Source organism: Enterobacter sp. BIDMC 27 (assembly GCF_000534415.1).
GTDB classification, from domain to species: domain Bacteria; phylum Pseudomonadota; class Gammaproteobacteria; order Enterobacterales; family Enterobacteriaceae; genus Enterobacter; species Enterobacter hormaechei_C.
The window spans coordinates 4,290,636-4,310,025 of record NZ_KI973178.1; the positions used below are offsets into that span (position 1 = coordinate 4,290,636).

Annotated in this window: 17 protein-coding genes; 5 read left to right on the plus strand and 12 right to left on the minus strand. The window is 56.9% G+C overall.

Translation table 11 applies throughout. From position 1 onward, the window contains the following. Positions 1-104 precede the first annotated feature (104 nt). Positions 105-527, plus strand: coding sequence for a DoxX family protein (locus tag L463_RS02720; RefSeq protein ID WP_015572152.1), 423 nt, complete (start codon positions 105-107; stop codon positions 525-527). Between the two features lie 53 nt (positions 528-580). Here the strand turns inward: L463_RS02720 and glyA are convergent, their stop codons facing one another. Beyond that, on the minus strand, positions 581-1,834 hold the full coding sequence (gene glyA, locus L463_RS02715; protein WP_003860678.1) for a serine hydroxymethyltransferase: 1,254 nt from the start codon (positions 1,832-1,834) through the stop codon (positions 581-583). Positions 1,835-2,138: 304 nt separating this feature from the next. Here glyA and hmpA point away from each other — a divergent pair, with 304 nt between their 5' ends. After that, positions 2,139-3,329: an NO-inducible flavohemoprotein gene (gene hmpA / locus L463_RS02710; RefSeq protein ID WP_023295160.1), complete on the plus strand. Its 1,191-nt coding sequence runs from the start codon at positions 2,139-2,141 to the stop codon at positions 3,327-3,329. Between the two features lie 80 nt (positions 3,330-3,409). Here hmpA and glnB read toward each other — a convergent pair whose 3' ends face one another. The 5 genes from glnB to purL all read right to left on the minus strand — a co-directional run bounded on the left by glnB (position 3,410) and on the right by purL (position 11,765). Further along, positions 3,410-3,748 (minus strand): nitrogen regulatory protein P-II, encoded by a 339-nt coding sequence (gene glnB, locus L463_RS02705; RefSeq protein WP_003860685.1) that lies wholly within the window; start codon positions 3,746-3,748, stop codon positions 3,410-3,412. A gap of 80 nt (positions 3,749-3,828) precedes the next feature. Further along, positions 3,829-5,166: a two-component system response regulator GlrR gene (gene glrR, locus L463_RS02700; protein ID WP_015572150.1), complete on the minus strand. Its 1,338-nt coding sequence runs from the start codon at positions 5,164-5,166 to the stop codon at positions 3,829-3,831. Continuing rightward, complete coding sequence (qseG, locus tag L463_RS02695; RefSeq protein WP_032103979.1) at positions 5,163-5,915, minus strand: two-component system QseEF-associated lipoprotein QseG; 753 nt, start codon at positions 5,913-5,915, stop codon at positions 5,163-5,165. The genes glrR and qseG overlap by 4 nt, the downstream gene beginning before the upstream one ends. After that, on the minus strand, positions 5,912-7,345 hold the full coding sequence (qseE, locus tag L463_RS02690) for a two component system sensor histidine kinase QseE/GlrK (protein ID WP_032103989.1): 1,434 nt from the start codon (positions 7,343-7,345) through the stop codon (positions 5,912-5,914). Before qseE ends, qseG begins: the two co-directional genes overlap by 4 nt. A gap of 532 nt (positions 7,346-7,877) precedes the next feature. Beyond that, positions 7,878-11,765 (minus strand): phosphoribosylformylglycinamidine synthase, encoded by a 3,888-nt coding sequence (gene purL, locus L463_RS02685; RefSeq protein ID WP_032673277.1) that lies wholly within the window; start codon positions 11,763-11,765, stop codon positions 7,878-7,880. 267 nt (positions 11,766-12,032) lie between these two features. Here purL and mltF point away from each other — a divergent pair, with 267 nt between their 5' ends. Then, positions 12,033-13,583 carry a membrane-bound lytic murein transglycosylase MltF gene (gene mltF / locus L463_RS02680; RefSeq protein ID WP_017692908.1) on the plus strand — a complete coding sequence of 517 codons (1,551 nt, stop codon included), beginning with the start codon at positions 12,033-12,035 and terminating at the stop codon, positions 13,581-13,583. Here mltF and tadA read toward each other — a convergent pair. From tadA to murQ, 4 genes are read right to left on the minus strand one after another with little or no spacing between them, the layout of a single operon-like run. After that, complete coding sequence (tadA, locus tag L463_RS02675) at positions 13,471-14,010, minus strand: tRNA adenosine(34) deaminase TadA (RefSeq protein WP_023295164.1); 540 nt, start codon at positions 14,008-14,010, stop codon at positions 13,471-13,473. The two genes, mltF and tadA, sit on opposite strands and share 113 nt — an antisense overlap. A 24-nt stretch (positions 14,011-14,034) precedes the next feature. Beyond that, positions 14,035-14,670, minus strand: coding sequence for a phosphatidylglycerophosphatase C (gene yfhb / locus L463_RS02670; RefSeq protein WP_032104804.1), 636 nt, complete (start codon positions 14,668-14,670; stop codon positions 14,035-14,037). Positions 14,671-14,673: 3 nt separating this feature from the next. Next, on the minus strand, positions 14,674-16,038 hold the full coding sequence (locus L463_RS02665; RefSeq protein ID WP_023295166.1) for a PTS transporter subunit EIIC: 1,365 nt from the start codon (positions 16,036-16,038) through the stop codon (positions 14,674-14,676). Between the two features lie 9 nt (positions 16,039-16,047). After that, entirely contained in the window at positions 16,048-16,944 is an 897-nt protein-coding gene (murQ, locus tag L463_RS02660) for an N-acetylmuramic acid 6-phosphate etherase (RefSeq protein ID WP_023295167.1), read from the minus strand. 118 nt (positions 16,945-17,062) lie between these two features. On the opposite strand from murQ, the gene L463_RS02655 reads away from it, so the two are divergent. Further along, the gene (locus L463_RS02655; RefSeq protein WP_023295168.1) at positions 17,063-17,911 is read left to right on the plus strand and encodes a MurR/RpiR family transcriptional regulator; all 849 of its coding nucleotides are present in this window, start codon (positions 17,063-17,065) and stop codon (positions 17,909-17,911) included. A gap of 56 nt (positions 17,912-17,967) precedes the next feature. Beyond that, positions 17,968-18,228 carry a YfhL family 4Fe-4S dicluster ferredoxin gene (locus L463_RS02650; RefSeq protein WP_003860704.1) on the plus strand — a complete coding sequence of 87 codons (261 nt, stop codon included), beginning with the start codon at positions 17,968-17,970 and terminating at the stop codon, positions 18,226-18,228. Here the strand turns inward: L463_RS02650 and acpS are convergent. Both acpS and pdxJ read right to left on the minus strand, forming a co-directional pair. After that, entirely contained in the window at positions 18,225-18,605 is a 381-nt protein-coding gene (gene acpS / locus L463_RS02645) for a holo-ACP synthase (RefSeq protein ID WP_023295169.1), read from the minus strand. The two genes, L463_RS02650 and acpS, sit on opposite strands and share 4 nt — an antisense overlap. After that, the gene (gene pdxJ / locus L463_RS02640) at positions 18,605-19,336 is read right to left on the minus strand and encodes a pyridoxine 5'-phosphate synthase (RefSeq protein ID WP_015572143.1); all 732 of its coding nucleotides are present in this window, start codon (positions 19,334-19,336) and stop codon (positions 18,605-18,607) included. The genes acpS and pdxJ overlap by 1 nt, the downstream gene beginning before the upstream one ends. Between the last annotated feature and the right edge of the window lie 54 nt (positions 19,337-19,390).

Below are 19,390 nucleotides of genomic sequence, written 5' to 3' on the forward strand. Positions count from 1 at the left end.
ATAAATTAACGATAAATTAACATCATGGACAGCCGGTCGGCGTATGGCGAGAGCGGCAAAATTGTATTACGTTTAAAGAACATCGCCTGAAGAGGTCGTTTGCCATGAACAACTTACGTTATTTCGATTTCGGCTCCTCTCGTTCTTTCCTGCTTTTAATTGCCCGCATTGCTATTGTGGTCCTGTTTATTATTTTCGGTTATCCCAAGCTGACGGGGTTTAGCGGCACCGTTCAGTATATGACGTCGCTCGGCGCCCCCATGCCCATGCTGGCCGCCATTGTTGCGGTGGTGATGGAAGTCCCCGCCGCGATTCTGATCGTGCTGGGCTTTTTCACCCGCCCCCTCGCGGTGATCTTTGTCTTCTATACGCTGGGAACGGCGGTGATTGGTCACCACTACTGGGATATGACGGGCGATGCGGTTCTGCCAAATATGATTAACTTCTACAAAAATGTGAGTATCGCTGGCGGCTTTATTTTGCTGGCGATTACCGGGCCGGGGGCCATCTCCCTCGACCGACGTTAGCCCATAAAAAAAGGCCGCATGAGCGGCCTTTTTCAGTTCTGCGACGCAGAGAATTATGCGTACACTGGGAAGCGTGCGCAGATGTCCAGAACTTTACCTTTAACGCGCTCGATAACCGCGTCGTCATTGATGTTGTCCAGAACGTCACACATCCAGCCCGCCAGCTCTTTCACTTCCGCTTCTTTAAAGCCACGGCGAGTTACGGCCGGAGAACCGATACGGATACCGGACGTCACGAACGGGCTCTTCGGATCGTTTGGCACGCTGTTTTTGTTGACGGTGATGTTGGCGCGGCCGAGGGCTGCGTCAGCTTCTTTACCGGTCAGGTTCTTATCAACCAGGTCCAGCAGGAACAGGTGGTTTTCAGTCCCGCCAGAGACCACTTTGTAGCCACGGTTCAGGAACACTTCCACCATCGCTTTGGCGTTTTTAGCAACCTGCTGCTGATAAACCTTGAACTCTGGCTCCATCGCTTCTTTCAGCGCGACGGCTTTCGCGGCGATAACGTGCATCAGCGGGCCGCCCTGGGCGCTTGGGAACACGGCGGAGTTCAGCTTTTTGTACAGCTCTTCGTCACCGCCTTTCGCCAGGATCAGGCCACCGCGTGGACCCGCCAGGGTTTTGTGGGTGGTGGTGGTCACAACGTGCGCATGTGGAACCGGGTTCGGGTAAACGCCTGCCGCAATCAGACCGGCAACATGCGCCATGTCGACGAACAGGTACGCACCGATGCTGTCAGCGATTTCACGCATTTTTGCCCAGTCAACGATGCCGGAGTAAGCAGAGAAGCCACCGATGATCATCTTCGGCTTGTGCTCTTTGGCCTGCTTCGCCATGTCTTCGTAGTCAATTTTACCGGACTCATCAATACCGTAAGGGATGATGTTGTACAGTTTGCCAGAGAAGTTAACCGGGGAGCCGTGAGTCAGGTGGCCGCCCTGCGCCAGGTTCATACCCAGAACGGTATCGCCCGGCTGCAACAGCGCGGTGTAAACAGCGAAGTTAGCCTGAGAGCCAGAGTGCGGCTGGACGTTCGCGTAGTCAGCGCCAAAGAGTTCTTTCGCACGGTCAATCGCCAGCTGCTCAACGATATCAACGTATTCGCAACCGCCGTAGTAGCGCTTGCCCGGATAACCTTCAGCATATTTGTTGGTCAGCTGAGAACCCTGCGCCTGCATTACGCGCGGGCTGGTGTAGTTTTCGGAGGCGATCAGTTCGATGTGCTCTTCCTGACGTACTTTTTCCTGCTCCATAGCCTGCCACAGTTCGGCATCATAATCGGCAATGTTCATTTCACGCTTTAACATCCGCATCTCCTGACTCAGCTAACAAGTAAATTTTTGGCCTGAAAAGGCAGTCCTGTTGGACGACGGGCAACAGTATAACTGAATAGTTCTGCGATAACAGGTCTTGACAAACGATTTTACGCAAACGTTTACCTCCACGCCACGCAAGGGTTTGAGCAATAAAGCTCTCGCCATTTTCAACGGATTTCTTTTCAGCTTTGTGATGCATATTTTTCACGATGCAAAGAACCATTTACATTGCAGGGGTATTTTTATAAGATGCATATAAAATACATCATTAAAGTAACATCAGAAGGAAGCTGCTATGCTCGACGCCCAAACCATCGCTACCGTGAAAGCCACAATCCCCCTGCTGGTTGAAACGGGTCCTAAACTGACCGCCCATTTCTACGATCGCATGTTCGCGCATAACCCGGAGCTCAAAGAGATTTTCAACATGAGCAACCAGCGTAACGGCGATCAGCGCGAAGCGCTGTTTAACGCTATTGCCGCCTATGCCAGCAACATCGAAAACCTGGCGGCTCTGCTGCCTGCGGTGGAAAAAATCGCCCAGAAGCACACCAGCTTCCAGATCAAACCTGAGCAGTACAACATCGTCGGCAGTCATCTGCTGGCAACCCTGGACGAAATGTTCAGCCCGGGCCAGGAAGTACTGGATGCCTGGGGTAAGGCCTATGGCGTACTGGCAAACGTATTCATCAACCGTGAAGCGCAGATCTACAGCGAAAACGCCAGCAAGAATGGCGGCTGGGAAGGCACGCGCGCCTTCCGCATCGTTGAGAAAACCCCGCGCAGCGCACTGATCACCAGCTTTGAGTTTGAGCCAGTGGACGGTCAGCCGGTTGCCGATTACCAGCCGGGCCAGTATCTGGGCGTCTGGCTGAAGCCTGAAGGCTTCCCGCACCAGGAGATTCGCCAGTACTCCCTGACCCGCAAGCCAGACGGCAAAGGCTATCGCATTGCGGTTAAACGTGAGGAAGGCGGTCAGGTATCCAACTGGCTGCATAACGAAGCCAGCGTGGGCGACGTGGTCCATCTGGCGGCACCGGCGGGCGATTTCTTTATGGCCGTTGATACGAATACCCCGGTGACGCTGATCTCCGCAGGCGTGGGTCAGACGCCTATGCTGGCGATGCTGGATACGCTGGCGAAAGCAAACCACAGCGCGCAGGTTAACTGGTTCCACGCGGCGGAGAACGGTGATGTGCACGCCTTTGCGGATGAAGTCAAAGCGCTCGGAGCGACCCTGCCGCGTTTCACCGCGCATACCTGGTATCGCCTGCCGACGGAGGCAGACCGCGCAGCGGCTCGTTTCGACAGCGAAGGCCTGATGAATTTAGGGCAGCATGAAGGGGCGTTCAGCGCACCGGGGATGCAGTTCTACGTTTGTGGGCCAGTAGCGTTTATGCAGTATGCCGCGAAGCAGCTGGTAGACCTGGGCGTGAATAAAGACAACATTCATTACGAATGTTTCGGCCCGCATAAAGTGCTGTAATCGCCCGGCGGCGCTGCGCTTGCACGGGCCTACGAAGGGTTTTTTAGGCCGGGTACGCGCAGCGCCACCCGGCAAGAATGTTAAATCGCCGCGTCGTCTTCTTCGCCGGTACGGATACGGATCACGCGCGCCACGTCAAAGACGAAGATTTTCCCGTCGCCAATTTTACCGGTCTGCGCCGTGCGGATGATGGTATCCACACAGGTATCGACGATATCATCGCTCACCACGATCTCGATTTTCACTTTCGGCAGAAAGTCCACCATGTACTCTGCGCCACGGTATAGCTCGGTGTGGCCCTTCTGACGACCAAAACCTTTCACTTCAGTTACGGTCATCCCGGTGATGCCTACTTCTGCCAGCGCTTCACGTACATCATCCAGTTTGAAAGGTTTAATAATCGCATCAATCTTTTTCATGGTGGGTCCTTAAACTCTTGCCAGTAAGCAGCCTCGTAATCGGTTGCTCACAGTATCATATTCAGGCGAATTTTGCGGTATTACTCTTTAAAATCGTTCGCTTCCAGCTCGTGGCGTGAGAGCAATTTATAAAACTCGGTACGGTTACGCCCGGCCATGCGCGCCGCGTGGGTCACGTTGCCTTTGGTGATTTGCAGCAGCTTACGCAGATAGTTCAGCTCGAACTGGTTTCGCGCTTCCGCAAACGTCGGTAAGGCCGTGTTTTCCCCCTCGAGCGCCTGCTCCACCAGCGCATCGCTGATCACCGGCGATGACGTCAGCGCCACGCACTGCTCAATCACGTTCACCAGCTGGCGTACGTTGCCCGGCCAGCTTGCGGTCATCAGGCGTTTCATCGCATCGGTGGAGAACGCGCGCACGAATGGTTTGTGGCGGTCAGCGGCCTGGCGCAAAAGGTGATTTGCCAGCAGCGGGATATCTTCCGCACGCTCGGCCAGCGCCGGGATTTTCAGGTTGACGACATTCAGTCGATAGTAAAGATCTTCACGGAACTCGTTGCGCGCCATCACCTTGGGTAAATCGCGATGGGTAGCGGAAATAATACGCACGTTGATATCGATATCGCGGTTGCTGCCAAGCGGACGCACTTTTCGCTCCTGCAACACGCGCAGCAGTTTGACCTGCAACGGCGCGGGCATATCGCCAATTTCATCAAGAAACAGCGTGCCCCCCTCAGCCGCCTGGAACAGCCCTTCACGGCTGCTCACCGCGCCGGTAAAGGCGCCGCGGGCATGGCCGAAGAGCTCAGACTCAAGCAGCTGTTCCGGCAGCGCGCCACAGTTGATGGCAATAAAGGCATTTTTACTGCGCGGGCTGGCGTTGTGGATCGCCTGGGCCAGGATCTCTTTCCCGGTCCCGCTCTGGCCGTTGATCAGCACGCTAACGTCGGATTGCGCCACCATCCGCGCCTGTTCCAGCAGGCGCAGCATCACAGGGCTACGCGTCACGATGGATTCACGCCAGGCGTCGTCGCCGGATGGCGCCGCATGCTCAAGGGCGCTGTCGATTGCTTTATAGAGGGCGTCTTTATCCACTGGTTTGGTGAGGAAGCTGAATACCCCCTGCTGCGTCGCGGCCACCGCATCAGGAATAGATCCGTGAGCGGTGAGGATAATCACCGGCATCCCGGGCTGCTGCTTCTGGATCTCCGTGAACAGTTGCAGGCCATCCATTTCATCCATGCGCAAATCACTAATCACCAGATCGATTTTCTCGCGGCTGAGCACTTTCAGCCCCTCCTGCCCGCTTTCAGCGGTGACCACGCTGTAGCCTTCGCTGACCAGACGCATTCCCAGCAGCTTTAACAGCCCGGGATCGTCATCCACCAGTAACAGATGGGCAGGTTTACGGCTTGTCATGGCTTCACATCCTCTTGTTTCGGCGTCTCACTGTCTGGCGTCGTGGCAGAGTTGCCTTTCGACCCATCGGGCAGATAGCTGCCTGCCGGCTTACGCGTCGAGAGCTGTCTTTCGATATCGGTCAGATTTTCGAGCTTGCGGGTGGTGGTTTCCAGCTGCTCGCGCAGCGACTCCTGCTGCTGGCGAAGCGCATCAAGCTCGCTGTCGCTCGACTGCTGCAATTTGCTGTAGCGGAAACGCTCTTCAGACAGTTGTAATTGCAGGGTTTGTCCATCCCGCCAGAGCTGATAGACCGGGCGCACCTGCGGGGGAATATTGATCACGTAAGTATCCAGCCGCGTCACGTTGGCGCGGCGTTCGACAGGCGTGATTCTGGCATCCGCCATCACGATCCCACGTTTAAACGCGTCCTGCCAGGTATCGTCCACCAGAATCGCCGCCTGGGCACGGGCCTCGGCGGGCGCCAGCCGCTGGGCGCAGTCTATTCCGCGCAGCCAGAACAGCGGATTGGATTCAACATCACGCCCCGACAGGTTCCAGATATCATCGCAACGTGTTGAAAGGAAATCGGCCAGCTGTTTTTGCGGCCATTTATCTTCCTGTTTGTGGCTAATTGCACTTTTCGGCGCATGGGTTACACAGCCGGCCAGCAGTAAGCAGGGCAGGCTCAGGCGCACATTTTTACTGGAAAACACCGCGCGCAGTGCGCGGTAAAAGACGTGTGACATACTCACCAGGTTATTATTCATTTCATTGATTTTTCCGGCTCAAGAGGCAGTTCGATACGAAAACAGACATCGGCGCGTTCATCACTCACGATGTTAAGCTCACCCTGCATGCGTCGTATGCAGTCGCGGGCAATACTCAGCCCCAGACCACTTCCTTTTACCGCACCTTTTCGCTGATGACTCCCCTGGAAGAAGGGCTCAAAGATCATCGTTTTTTCATCATCCGGAATCGGGCTTCCCGTATTCGCTACGTCAATAAATACCCGCGAACCGTTGTTATTGCTTCTGATATAAATGGTACCGGATTCAGTACCATAGTGCACCGCATTGGAATAAAGATTATCCAGTACGCTCATTAACAACATCGGCTCTGCCAGGCAGGAAGGTGCATTGAGATCCACCTGGGTATGCATCATTTTAGCTCTTGCTGGCAGGCTATGGGCGGAGATCACCATGTCCACCAGCGGTTCAATCTCAACGCTTTCAAGCACCACAGCACCATCCGCCAGCTTGCGGTTATAGTCCAGCAGTTGTTCAATAAGTTTTTGTAAATTGCGGCTACTGGCATCCAGAATCGCCACGATCTCTTTTTGCTCAGGGGTTAACGGCCCCGCTACTTCGTCTGCCAGCAGCTCCGTGCCTTCACGCATACTGGCCAGCGGTGTTTTGAGTTCGTGTGAGATATGGCGCAGGAACTGATGACGCTGCGATTCCAGCCACGCCAGGCGTTCAGAAAGCCAGATGATACGCTGACCGACCGAGCGCAGCTCGCGCGGGCCTTTAAAAACAACCGTATCCCCGAGAGATTTGCCCTCCCCCAGGCGGTTAATCATCCGCTGGATCCCCTTTACGGGGCCGATGATCATGCGGGTAAAGAGCAGTACCAGCCCAAGGCTGACGAGGAACAGCACCAGCGCCTGCCAGCCGAAGAACTGGCCGCGCTCGGCAATCTCCTGCTGGAGTTGCTGGCCACGGGAAAAGATAACCGTACGGGTGGACTGCACCATCTCCGTATTGGCGTTCGCGAAGGCTTCAAGTCGGGCGGCGGCGGCGGCATCAGGACCGCTGTTTTTGCACTGGAGCTGCGCCAGATCGTTCAGATCCTGACGCAGCGCCTGATAGAGTTTGTCATCCGGCAAGACCCCGGCATGGGCATCCAGCATTTCGCTGTAGCGTTTACGCTGGTTCTGATAAACCCTCGCCAGCGTGCGGTCGTCCAGCACGCAGTACTGGCGATAGCTACGCTCCATCTCCAGCGCGGCGTTGGTCATTGCCTCGCTACGGCGGGCATCAATAAGCGTGGTGCGGTTAGTCAGGGCCGCCTGGGCACTTAACGCATTCAGGCTTTGCCATGCCTGCCACGCCAGAACCAGCAAAGGTAGCAGGATCAGCAGGAAGGCCATCATAACGAGCTGTCGCAGGGAGCGAGGGAAAGCGGGCCAGCGTTTCAACACATTACTCTCATCATCCGGGTTTGAGGAGAGCGTAACTGAGTCTGCCCTTCAGATACAACAAAGCCGGGTAAAAACCCGGCTTTGTCATGGAATAAGGCGGTGCCTAACTCGACGTTTCGCCCTGGCCTGATAAAGCATTGCAATAATCAGTAGTTGGACGGCAGGCACCTTTTTGTGCGTCATTCGAAGTTTATGTAGCACGTCCCGAAGGGGCTGACATAAGAAGGTGAATGAGCCACTGGTCACTATTATGCAACGCGCGTGCCAGATTGCAAAAATTGATACTATCCTTATGATTAATAATCGTTTTATTACTAAAATGCATTGATTGTCAGGTGAATGATTTCCAGGCTAAGTGTCGCTATTAAGCAACACCTTAACGGGAACCCGTCCTGACATATATAAATCAATAAGTTAAGTGTCTCTTATTGGAGACACTTAACCCAGAGGATTGTCGCGATTTTGCGACAGGTACAAAAAAGCCCGGTGGCGCTCGCGCTTACCGGGCCTACAGTCATGGCGTTGAAACTTAACCCAGTTGTTTACGCGCGTTGCGGAAAATGCGCATCCACGGGCTGTCCTCGCCCCAGTTTTCCGGGTGCCAGGAGTTGCTAACGGTACGGAAGACACGTTCCGGGTGCGGCATCATGATCGTCACCCGACCGCTTTCGCTGGTGACGGCGGTAATGCCATTTGCCGAACCGTTCGGGTTAGCCGGATAGGTTTCGGTGACCTTGCCGAAGTTATCAACAAAGCGCAGCGCTACCAGTCCTTTGCTTTCAAGCTGAGCCAGGTGCGCCGCATCACGCACTTCAACCTGACCTTCACCGTGCGAAACCGCGATTGGCATCTGTGAACCGACCATTCCCTGCAACAGCAGAGACGGGCTTTGGGTCACTTCTACCAGGCTGAAGCGCGCTTCGAAGCGGTCAGACTGGTTACGCACAAAGCGCGGCCAGGCTTCGCTGCCCGGGATCAGCTCGCGCAGGTTAGACATCATCTGACAGCCGTTACACACGCCCAGCGCCAGCGTCTGCGGACGGTGGAAGAAGGTTTCGAACTCGTCACGCACGCGGCTGTTGAACAGAATAGACTTCGCCCAGCCTTCGCCCGCGCCCAGCACGTCACCGTAGGAGAACCCCCCGCAGGCGACCAGCGCCTGGAAATCATCGAGCCCGGTACGCCCGGCCAGCAGGTCGCTCATGTGGACGTCGATGGCGTCAAAGCCCGCCCGGTGGAAGGCCGCCGCCATCTCAACGTGGGAGTTAACACCCTGCTCGCGCAGCACGGCTACTTTCGGACGCGCACCGGTCGCAATGTACGGCGCGGCAATGTCTTCGTTAATGTCGAAGCTGAGCTTCACGTTCAGGCCAGGATCGTTGTCGTTCGCCTTCGCGTTGTGTTCCTGATCGGCGCATTCCGGATTGTCACGCAGGCGCTGCATCTGCCAGGTGGTTTCCGCCCACCACATACGCAGCGTGGTGCGGCTTTCGCTGAACACCGCGTGGCCGTCGGCTTCAATCACGAAGCGGTCGCCCTGCACCGCTTTACCGAGATAGTGTACGCAGTCTGCCAGACCGTGCTGCGCCAGAATCGCTTCCACCGCGTCGCGATCTGCGGCGCGTACCTGAATGACCGCGCCAAGCTCTTCGTTAAACAGCGCCGCCAGGCGGTCTTCGCCAAGCGTGGCAATGTTTGCTTCAACGCCGCAGTGACCGGTGAAGGCCATCTCTGCCAGCGTCACCAGCAGGCCACCATCGGAACGGTCGTGGTAGGCCAGCAGCTTACGCTGCGCCACCAGCGCCTGAATTGCGTCGTAGAAGCCTTTCAGCTGGGCGACGTCGCGCACGTCGGCTGGCTTATCGCCGAGCTGGCGGTAAACCTGCGCCAGCGAGGTGGCGCCCAGTGCGTTATGGCCTTTGCCGAGGTCAATCAACAGCAGGGCGTTATCTTCAGTGGAAAGCTGCGGCGTAACGGTATGACGCACGTCTTCCACGCGCGCAAACGCGGTGATCACCAGCGACAGCGGAGAGGTCATCTCGCGCTGCTCGTTACCTTCCTGCCAGCGGGTTTTCATCGACATGGAGTCTTTACCCACCGGAATGGTCAGGCCGAGCGCAGGACACAGCTCTTCACCCACCGCTTTCACCGCTTCGTACAGGCCGGCATCTTCGCCCGGGTGACCGGCAGCGGCCATCCAGTTCGCGGAAAGTTTGATGCGTTTGATATCGCCAATCTGCGTCGCGGCGATGTTGGTCAGCGCTTCACCGACCGCCAGACGGGCAGAAGCGGCGAAGTCCAGCAGCGCCACTGGCGTGCGTTCGCCCAGCGCCATCGCTTCGCCGTAGTAGCTGTCGAGGCTCGCGGTGGTCACGGCGCAGTTAGCGACCGGGATCTGCCACGGGCCGACCATCTGATCGCGCGACACCATACCGGTCACGGTACGGTCGCCGATGGTCACCAGGAAGGTTTTCTCTGCCACGGCAGGCAGGTGCAGCACGCGGTTAACCGCTTCTGCCACGGTGATGCCCTGGCGATCCAGCGCTTTGCCCGCCGCTTTGCGAGTCTGCACGTCGCGGGTCATCTTCGGCGTTTTGCCGAGCAGCACGTCCAGCGGCAGATCGATCGGCTGGTTGTCAAAGTGGGTGTCGCTTAAGGAAAGGTGCTGCTCTTCGGTCGCTTCACCGATGACCGCATACGGCGCGCGCTCGCGGCGGCACAGCTCGTCAAACAGCGGCAGCTGATCGGCGGCAACCGCCAGCACGTAGCGCTCCTGGGATTCGTTACACCAGATTTCCAGCGGGCTCATGCCCGGCTCATCGCTCAGGATATCGCGCAGGTTGAAGCGTCCGCCGCGACCGCCGTCGCTCACCAGCTCAGGCATAGCGTTAGAGAGTCCGCCCGCGCCCACGTCGTGGATGAACAGAATCGGGTTGGCGTCGCCGAGCTGCCAGCAGCGGTCGATCACTTCCTGACAACGGCGCTCCATTTCCGGGTTGTCGCGCTGCACGGACGCGAAGTCGAGATCCGCATCAGACTGGCCGGAAGCCATAGACGAGGCTGCCCCGCCGCCCAGACCGATGTTCATTGCCGGGCCGCCGAGCACGATCAGCTTCGCGCCGACGACGATCTCGCCTTTCTGCACGTGATCGGCGCGAATGTTGCCAATCCCGCCCGCCAGCATGATCGGTTTGTGGTAGCCGCGCAGCTCTTCGCCGTTGTGGCTGTCCACTTTCTCTTCGTAGGTACGGAAGTAACCGTTCAGCGCCGGACGACCAAATTCGTTGTTGAACGCCGCGCCGCCCAGCGGGCCTTCGGTCATGATATCCAGCGCGGTGACAATGCGCTCTGGCTTGCCGAAATCTTCTTCCCACGGCTGTTCAAAACCCGGGATACGCAGGTTGGAAACGGAGAAACCGACCAGACCCGCTTTGGGTTTCGCGCCGCGACCGGTCGCACCTTCGTCACGGATCTCACCGCCGGAGCCGGTCGCTGCACCCGGCCACGGAGAAATCGCCGTCGGGTGGTTGTGGGTTTCCACTTTCATCAGGATATGCGCAGGCTCCTGATGGAAGTCATAGCGCCCTGCTTCGCGGTCGGCGAAGAAGCGGCCCACCTCGGAACCTTCCATCACCGCGGCGTTGTCTTTATAGGCAGACAGCACGTGGTCAGGGGTTTGCTCCATGGTGTTTTTGATCATTTTGAACAGCGACTTCGGCTGCTGTTCGCCGTCGATAATCCAGTCGGCGTTGAAAATCTTGTGGCGGCAGTGCTCGGAGTTGGCCTGCGCGAACATATACAGTTCGATGTCGTTCGGGTTGCGATTCAGCTTAACGAATGCATCCTGAAGGTAGTCGATTTCATCTTCTGCGAGCGCCAGACCAAGACGCAGGTTTGCGTCGATCAGCGCCTGACGCCCCTGCCCCAGCAGATCCACGCTCTGTACCGGCGCAGGCTGATGGTGGGAGAACAGTTTCTGCGCATCATCCAGAGAATCAAACACGCTCTCCATCATGCGGTCGTGCAGCTCTGCGGCAACCACCTGCCACTGCGCGTCGCTCAGGGTTGACGCTTCCACATAGTACGCCACACCGCGCTCCAGACGGTTAATCTGGCTCAGGCCGCAGTTGTGAGCGATGTCGGTGGCTTTGGAAGACCAGGGGGAGATGGTGCCAGGGCGTGGCGTGGCGAGGATTAATTTGCCGGTCGGCGTATGGCTGCTCAGGCTTGGGCCATATTTAAGCAGGCGTTCCAGCTGTACGCGCTCCTCTGCATTCAGGGGGGCGTTCAGGTCAGCAAAATGGACATACTCAGCGTAAATATTGCTTACCGGAAGGTCGGCCGCCTGAAAACGTGCCAGCAGTTTGTTAATACGGAAGGCAGACAGTGCAGGCGAACCACGCAGAATTTCCATCATAAGTCTCTCGTCTTCGAAGCGCCGGGGCGCTTACAGTGTGCGCAAGGGGGGAAAACGGGCGTCATTATAGAGAATCCTGAGCGCCGACGAAACCGTTTGCGTCGAAATAAAATCATCCTTTATGTTTAACAATAGATGTGACCTGTCTCTCTAATTGGTTGCCAACTGGCGCTACTTTGCGCAAAATGCCGCTCAATCAATGGCAAACTCTATTCTTAACATGACTACAGCACACTGAGGCAACCGGCGTCGCAGAGAATTAACTAATTGAAAAAATTAAAGATTAATTATCTGCTCATCGGCATTGTTACGTTGCTGCTGGCAGTGGCCCTCTGGCCGTCTATCCCCTGGTTCGGCAAGGCCGAAAACCGTATCGCCGCCATTCAGGAGCGGGGGGAGTTGCGCGTCAGTACCCTCTCCTCCCCGCTTATTTACGACGATATCAACGGTAAAACTATCGGTCTTGATTACGAACTGGCACAGCTGTTTGCGGACTATCTGGGCGTGAAGCTGAAAGTTACCGTGCGGCAGAACATCAACCAGCTGTTTGATGATTTGGACCATGACCGTGCCGATATTCTCGCCGCAGGTCTGGTGTACAACAGCGAACGCAGCAAAAACTATCAGCCGGGCCCGACCTATTACTCCGTGTCGCAGCAGGTGGTTTATCGTGTGGGTAGCCTGCGCCCGCGCTCACTGGCCGACATCACCGACCAGCAATTGACCATTGCGCCAGGCCATGTGGTGATTGACGATCTGCGGGCGTTGAAAGAGAAAAAATACCCGAACCTCAGCTGGACGGTCGATCCTAAACTCGGCACGACCGAATTACTGGAGCAGGTAAAAGATAAAAAGCTGGCCTATACCATTGCTGATTCGGTGGCGATCAGCCTTTTCCAGCGCGTTCATCCTGAAATTGCCGTGGCGCTGGATGTGACCGACGAACAGCCGGTGACCTGGTTTACCCAGCTGGACGACGATCAAACCGTCTCTGCGGCTATGCTCGATTTCTTTAATTCCATCAATGAAGACGGCACCCTGGCGCGCCTGGAAGAGAAATATCTCGGTCACGGAGACGATTTTGATTACGTTGACACCCGCACCTTCCTGCGCGCGGTGGACAGCGTGCTGCCGGATCTGCAACCGCTGTTTGAGAAGTACGCCCAGGAGATTGACTGGAAGCTGCTGGCGGCGATTTCCTACCAGGAATCGCACTGGGATGCTCAGGCCACCTCCCCCACGGGCGTGCGCGGGTTGATGATGCTGACCAAAAATACCGCCCAGAGCCTCGGCATCAGCGACCGGACCGATGCGGAACAGAGCATCAGCGGCGGCGCGCAGTATTTACAGGATATGATGGCGAAAGTGCCGGAGACGGTCCCGGAAGGGGAGCGTATCTGGTTTGCGCTGGCCGCCTATAACATGGGTTATGCGCACATGCTCGACGCGCGGGCGCTGACGGCGAAAACCAAAGGTAACCCGGACAGCTGGTCAGATGTAAAACAGCGCCTGCCGCTGCTTAGCCAGAAACAGTGGTACCAGAAGCTGACGTACGGCTATGCGCGCGGGCATGAAGCGTATGCCTACGTGGAAAATATTCGTAAGTACCAGATAAGCCTGGTGGGATATCTGCTGGAGAAAGAAAAAGAGGCGGCCGAGGCGCAACAGCTGGCTGAAAGCTATCCGGTGGTCGCACCGGACGAGCTTAATCATCCTGCGGTTTCAATTCTGCCTTTTGTTGCTTTTTCTGCTGCCGACGCATTCGAAAAAAGTCACTTAACAGACCCGAACATTCTGGTGCAAGTACCCCGCCGATAGTTTTCACCTGGTGGTTCATCCCCGGATGCCCAAGTACGTCCATCAGTGAACCAGCAGCGCCCGTCTTTTCATCCCGCGCGCCAAACACCAGCGTACCGATTCGGCTGTGCACCATCGCCCCGGAGCACATTACGCACGGCTCAAGGGTGACATACAGGGTGGTATCAAGCAGACGATAGTTTTGCAGCACCAGTCCGCCCTGACGCAGCGCCATAATTTCAGCATGCGCGGTAGGATCGTGACGGCCAATCGGACGGTTCCACCCTTCCCCAATCACCTGGTTGTTATGAACCAGCACCGCGCCCACGGGCACTTCGCCCTCGTCCCAGGCGCGTTGAGCCAGCGCCAGCGCGTGACGCATCCAGTATTCATGATTGTGTTCAGGGTTGGACAAGGGTTGATACTCCAGTCGAAAAGCGGGCGGCATTATACACAGCCCTTATAGATAAGACTATTCGAGTTGCTGAAGTTCACCGAGGGGAGTAACGCGCCAGCGATGCTGGCAAAAATAGAGCAGCGGGTTGTCCTGCTTGCTATCGCTGTAGCCGCTGTACAGACGCAGCGGCGTACCGATACGTTTCTCCAGCTGTATCACTTTTTCATGTCCGAGGCAGCGCATAGTCAGCACCCAGCCGCCGTAGCCGCGCGCGATCTGTGTCGCAATAAGATTCACGCGCGGCAGCCAGGGCGTATCAAAATAGACCTTCTCCACCAGCGTCTGCGGGGAGCCGGTAATCAGCCAGATATCAGCATCGTTGGCGTCGAGATAGCTGGTCAGGCGCGCCTGTACCACGGGAAACGCGGCGACGTGCCCGCGAAACCAGTGCGCAAAATCCTGTTCGAGCTGCTTAAGGCGCGCTTCGCTATGACCAAACGTGCATCCCCAGAGCAGCAGGCTCATCGGCCAGCGCGCTGCTCGGCCTTTCACCAGCAGCGCGATGCCAATAACGGGTAACAGGGGTAATACCAGCAACGCGTTAAGGGGCTGGCGCCGCAGCAGGTAGCGCATAAAGGTGCCGAACATATCCTGCTGATGCAGCGTTCCATCCAGATCAAAAAAGACAACGCGACGCTCGTGACTGGCCAAACCTTACTCCTCTGGGTCGTTGAATCCTAACAGCCAGGTAAACAGGAACCCGGCGATCACCGCTACCAGATAGCCTAACAGATAGAGCATGACTTTTCCGGTCACGATGGTTAATGCCAGCGGTAAACCGGAGATCCCGAAGGTAATGACGGTCGCCACTTTCCAGTAGCTGATTAACGCCCCGCCCACCGCGCCACCGAGACAGGCGGCCAGGAACGGCTTACCCAGCGGCAAGGTCACGCCGAAAATCAGCGGCTCGCCGATACCGAGTAACCCGACCGGCAGCGCCCCTTTTATGACCTTTTTCAGACGCGCGTTGCGGGTTTTCATCAGCACCGCGATGGCCGCGCCGACCTGCCCAACACCCGCCATCGACAGGATCGGCAGCAGTGCGTTATAGCCGTGCGCCTGTACCAGTTCGACGTGGATCGGCACCAGCCCCTGATGCAGACCGGTCAGGACTAACGGCAGGAAGGTCCCGGACAGCACGGCCCCCACCAGCAGCCCGCCGCGATCGATCGCCAGAGACGCGCCGTGAGCGATGGCTTCAGAGATCACGCCGCCTAACGGTTGCAGCGCCACAATCGCCACGCTCCCGGTAATCAATGTGGTCAGCAGCGGGTTGAGGATCAGTTCAATCGAGCCGGGCAGCACCGCGCGCAGCTTTTTCTCGATCCAGCACATCAGAATGACCACCAGCAGCACGGCAATCACCCCACCGCGGCCAGGCTGAAGCGCCTCGCCAAACAGCGTAATCTGCGCCAGCTGCGGGCTGGAGAGGATACCCGCCATTACGCCGCCCATCGCCAGCGAGCCGCCGAACACTTTGGCCGTGTTCACCCCCACCAGAATGTTCATGATGGCAAACACCGCGCTGCCGAAAATCGCCAGAATACCCAGCAGGTTCGGATACTGGGTGGCAAAATTCCCGACAATATCCGGACGCTTGAGGATATTGATAATCCCGGTGATCAGCCCCGACGCGATAAACGCCGGGATCAGAGGAATAAAGACGTTTGCCAGCTGGCGCAGCGCATCGCTCATGGGGGCTTTGTATTTGGCTTTCGCCTGCGCTTTGGTGCGTTCCGCGTCGTCAAAGGTGGGAGCCGTTTCACCGCCCGTCATCAGGGCGCGCATGGCATCAACCACCTGCGCCGCTTTGCCCGGACCGACAATCAGCTGGTGCTGTTGCCCCTGTTTAACGTACCCGCTCACGCCGGGGAGCTGCTTCAGGCGCGTTAAATCAAGCTTTTCGTCGTTGTGCACCTCGACGCGTACACGCGTCATGCAGTTTTCCAGACGCTGAATATTTTTTTCCCCACCGATCCCAAGCAGGATGTCGCTGGCGAGCGCTGCTGTTTTGTCCATACACGCCTCTTATTGGTGTTCTAATGCCGCCCGTAAAAACCCGTGATGGGCTTCGAGCCTGGCTCTGGCCGCGGCTGCATCCAGCCCGGTTAATATCATCAGAATGGCGGGTTTAACGTCGTAATCGGTCTGTTTGAGTACCGCTTCCGCCTCTTCCCGACCTGCCCCTGTCGCCTCCATCACCATGCGGCAGGCTCTGTCCACCAGCTTGACGTTGGTGGCCTGCATATCCACCATCAGGTTTTGGTAGACCTTGCCAAATTTCACCATCGCGCCGGTGGAGATCATATTGAGCACCAGCTTCTGCGCGGTTCCCGATTTCAGGCGCGTGGAGCCGGTGAGCGCTTCCGGCCCGACGACCGGAGAGATGGCAATGGCGGCCACCTGTGCAATCGGCGAACCCGGGTTACAGGAGATGGCCACCGTGGTACATCCCGTCTGTCTGGCGTATTCCAGCCCACCAATGACGTACGGCGTACGACCAGAAGCCGCCAGCCCGACGACCAGATCCTGCGCGGTCAGGTTCAGCGCCCTGAGATCGTCTTCCCCAAGCTGTTTATTGTCTTCTGCCCCTTCCACCGCTTTCAGCAGCGCGCCGGGGCCACCGGCAATCAGGCCAACGACCAGACCGTGCGGAACGCCAAAGGTCGGCGGACATTCTGAGGCATCCAGCACACCGAGGCGCCCACTGGTACCCGCCCCCATGTAAATAATGCGTCCTCCTGCTTTCAGAGCGTCGGCAGCGGCGTCTACGGCTTTCGCCACCTCGGGCAATGTCTCTTTGACTGCCAGCGCGACGAGGGTATCCTGTTGATTAAAGCGGTTTACCAGCTCCAGCGTGGACAGTGCATCAAGATCCATGGTTTGCGGGTTACGCGTTTCAGAAACAAGAGAGCCTAGATTCATGTTATTTACCTCTGGAATTTTTAATTCATAATAAACGCACTATAATGGAATATAAAATTCATTCAGGCGAGCAAAATTCGTATTTGCGCGGGTAATCACATTTTCGCCAGGAGACCGTATGAACTGTTTAATTCGTATTCGCCAGCGCTACGCAGGGTTTGCCCAGAGTGACAAAAAGCTGGCGGATTATTTGCTTTCCCAGCCCGATCGCGCGCGACACCTCAGCTCCCAGCAGCTGGCAGGCGAAGCCGGGGTGAGCCAGTCGAGCGTGGTGAAATTTGCCCAAAAGATAGGCTATAAAGGCTTTCCGGCGCTAAAACTGGCGATCAGTGAAGCACTGGTAAGCAACCCTAATCCGCAGTCAATGCCGGTGCATAACCAGATCCGCGGCGACGATCCGATGCGTCTGGTCGGCGAAAAGCTGATCAAAGAGAACGTGGCGGCAATGCATGCCTCGCTGGATGTGAACACGGAAGAGAAGCTGCTGGAAAGCGTAGCCATGCTTCGCGACGCGCGGCGTATTGTGTTGACCGGGATCGGCGCCTCCGGACTGGTTGCGCGTAACTTTGGCTGGAAGCTGACAAAAATCGGCTATAACGCCATCGTTGAACAGGATATGCACGCGCTGCTGGCGACCGTGCAGGCCATGGATCCTGACGATTTACTGCTGGCCATCTCCTATTCCGGCGAGCGTCGTGAAATTAATATGGCTACCGACGAAGCCCTGCGCGTAGGAGGAAAAATTCTGGCGATTACTGGCTTCAGCCCGAATGCGCTCCAGCAACGGGCCACCCGCTGTCTGTATACCATTGCCGAGGAACAGGCCACTCGCAGTGCGGCGATTTCGTCGACGAGTGCGCAGATGATGCTGACGGACCTGCTGTTTATGGCGCTGGTTCAGCAGGATCTGGAGCGTGCGCCAGAGCGTATTCGTCACAGCGAAGAGCTGGTAAAAAAACTGGTCTGAACAACGAATGAGCGTATAATGCCCGCCCTGTTTGTGATGTTTCTGAGAATTTCCTGATGGCGCTGTTAATCACCAAAAAATGCATCAACTGCGATATGTGCGAACCCGAATGCCCGAACGAGGCGATTTCGATGGGCGACAGCATTTATGAGATTAACAGCGACCGCTGCACCGAATGCATCGGCCACTATGAGACGCCGACCTGCCAGAAGGTGTGCCCCATTCCCAATACGATCTTAAAAGATCCGGCACACGTCGAGAACGAAGAACAGCTGTGGGATAAGTTTGTCCTGATGCACCATGCGGACAAAATTTAACTTTCGATAATCACCGTCGCACAGGCGTAGTGGCGTTCATCGGCAAGCGTTACGTGCATGTGCGCCACGCCCAGCTTTTCCGCCAGCTTAAGCGCCTCGCCCCATAAACGCAGACGTGGCTTACCCAGCTCATCGTTAAACACTTCAAACTGGTTAAACGCCAGGCCGTTACGAATGCCCGTGCCGAACGCTTTCGCCGCCGCCTCTTTTACCGCGAAACGCTTTGCCAGAAAGCGCACCGGCTGTTGATGCGTCTCCCAGATAGCCCATTCGTTATCGCTCAGCACGCGTCTTGCGAGGCGATCGCCGCTCCGGGCGATCACCGCTTCAATGCGGGCTATTTCAACGATGTCGGTGCCTAAGCCCAGAATAGCCATTACTGACGCGCTTCCAGCATCAGGCGCTTCATCTCGGAAACCGCTTCTTTCAGACCGCTCATCACCGCGCGGCCAATGATGGCGTGGCCGATGTTCAGCTCGTGCATTTCCGGCAGGGCAGCGATGGCTTTTACGTTGTGATAGGTCAGGCCGTGACCGGCGTTAACCTTCAGTCCCAGGCTCGCGGCGTAGGTTGCCGCTTTGGCGATTCGCTCCAGCTCTTTCGCCTGCGCTGCATCGTTTTCGGCATCGGCATAGCAGCCGGTGTGAATTTCAATATACGGCGCACCCACGTCGGCAGCGGCTTTAATTTGGGTGAAATCGGCGTCGATAAACAGAGAAACCAGGATACCGGCATCCGCCAGGCGTTTGCAGGCATCGCGCATTTTGTCGAGCTGCCCGGCCACATCCAGACCGCCTTCGGTGGTCACTTCCTGACGCTTTTCCGGCACCAGGCAGCAGAAATGCGGTTTGGTCTCGCAGGCAATCGCCAGCATCTCTTCGGTGACCGCCATCTCCAGATTCATGCGGGTGTCCAGCGTCTGACGCAGGATGCGCACGTCCCGGTCGGTGATGTGGCGACGATCTTCACGCAGGTGAACGGTAATGCCGTCGGCGCCAGCCTGCTCAGCGATAAACGCCGCCTGAACCGGATCGGGATACGCGGTACCGCGTGCATTACGTAACGTGGCGATGTGATCGATATTGACGCCTAACAGTAATTCAGCCATGACAATCCTCGGTATTTTTGTTCATTTACCTTCTCCCTCTCCCTCCGGGAGAGG

Bases quoted from the DNA above. Each gene is read 5' to 3' on its own strand.
- L463_RS02720 (WP_015572152.1), top strand. From the start codon at position 105: ATGAACAACTTACGTTATTTCGATTTCGGCTCCTCTCGTTCTTTCCTG.
- glyA (WP_003860678.1), bottom strand. From the start codon at position 1,834: ATGTTAAAGCGTGAAATGAACATTGCCGATTATGATGCCGAACTGTGG.
- hmpA (WP_023295160.1), top strand. From the start codon at position 2,139: ATGCTCGACGCCCAAACCATCGCTACCGTGAAAGCCACAATCCCCCTG.
- glnB (WP_003860685.1), bottom strand. From the start codon at position 3,748: ATGAAAAAGATTGATGCGATTATTAAACCTTTCAAACTGGATGATGTA.
- glrR (WP_015572150.1), bottom strand. From the start codon at position 5,166: ATGACAAGCCGTAAACCTGCCCATCTGTTACTGGTGGATGACGATCCC.
- qseG (WP_032103979.1), bottom strand. From the start codon at position 5,915: ATGAATAATAACCTGGTGAGTATGTCACACGTCTTTTACCGCGCACTG.
- purL (WP_032673277.1), bottom strand. From the start codon at position 11,765: ATGATGGAAATTCTGCGTGGTTCGCCTGCACTGTCTGCCTTCCGTATT.
- tadA (WP_023295164.1), bottom strand. From the start codon at position 14,010: ATGCCGCCCGCTTTTCGACTGGAGTATCAACCCTTGTCCAACCCTGAA.
- L463_RS02665 (WP_023295166.1), bottom strand. From the start codon at position 16,038: ATGGACAAAACAGCAGCGCTCGCCAGCGACATCCTGCTTGGGATCGGT.
- murQ (WP_023295167.1), bottom strand. From the start codon at position 16,944: ATGAATCTAGGCTCTCTTGTTTCTGAAACGCGTAACCCGCAAACCATG.
- L463_RS02655 (WP_023295168.1), top strand. From the start codon at position 17,063: ATGAACTGTTTAATTCGTATTCGCCAGCGCTACGCAGGGTTTGCCCAG.
- L463_RS02650 (WP_003860704.1), top strand. From the start codon at position 17,968: ATGGCGCTGTTAATCACCAAAAAATGCATCAACTGCGATATGTGCGAA.
- acpS (WP_023295169.1), bottom strand. From the start codon at position 18,605: ATGGCTATTCTGGGCTTAGGCACCGACATCGTTGAAATAGCCCGCATT.
- pdxJ (WP_015572143.1), bottom strand. From the start codon at position 19,336: ATGGCTGAATTACTGTTAGGCGTCAATATCGATCACATCGCCACGTTA.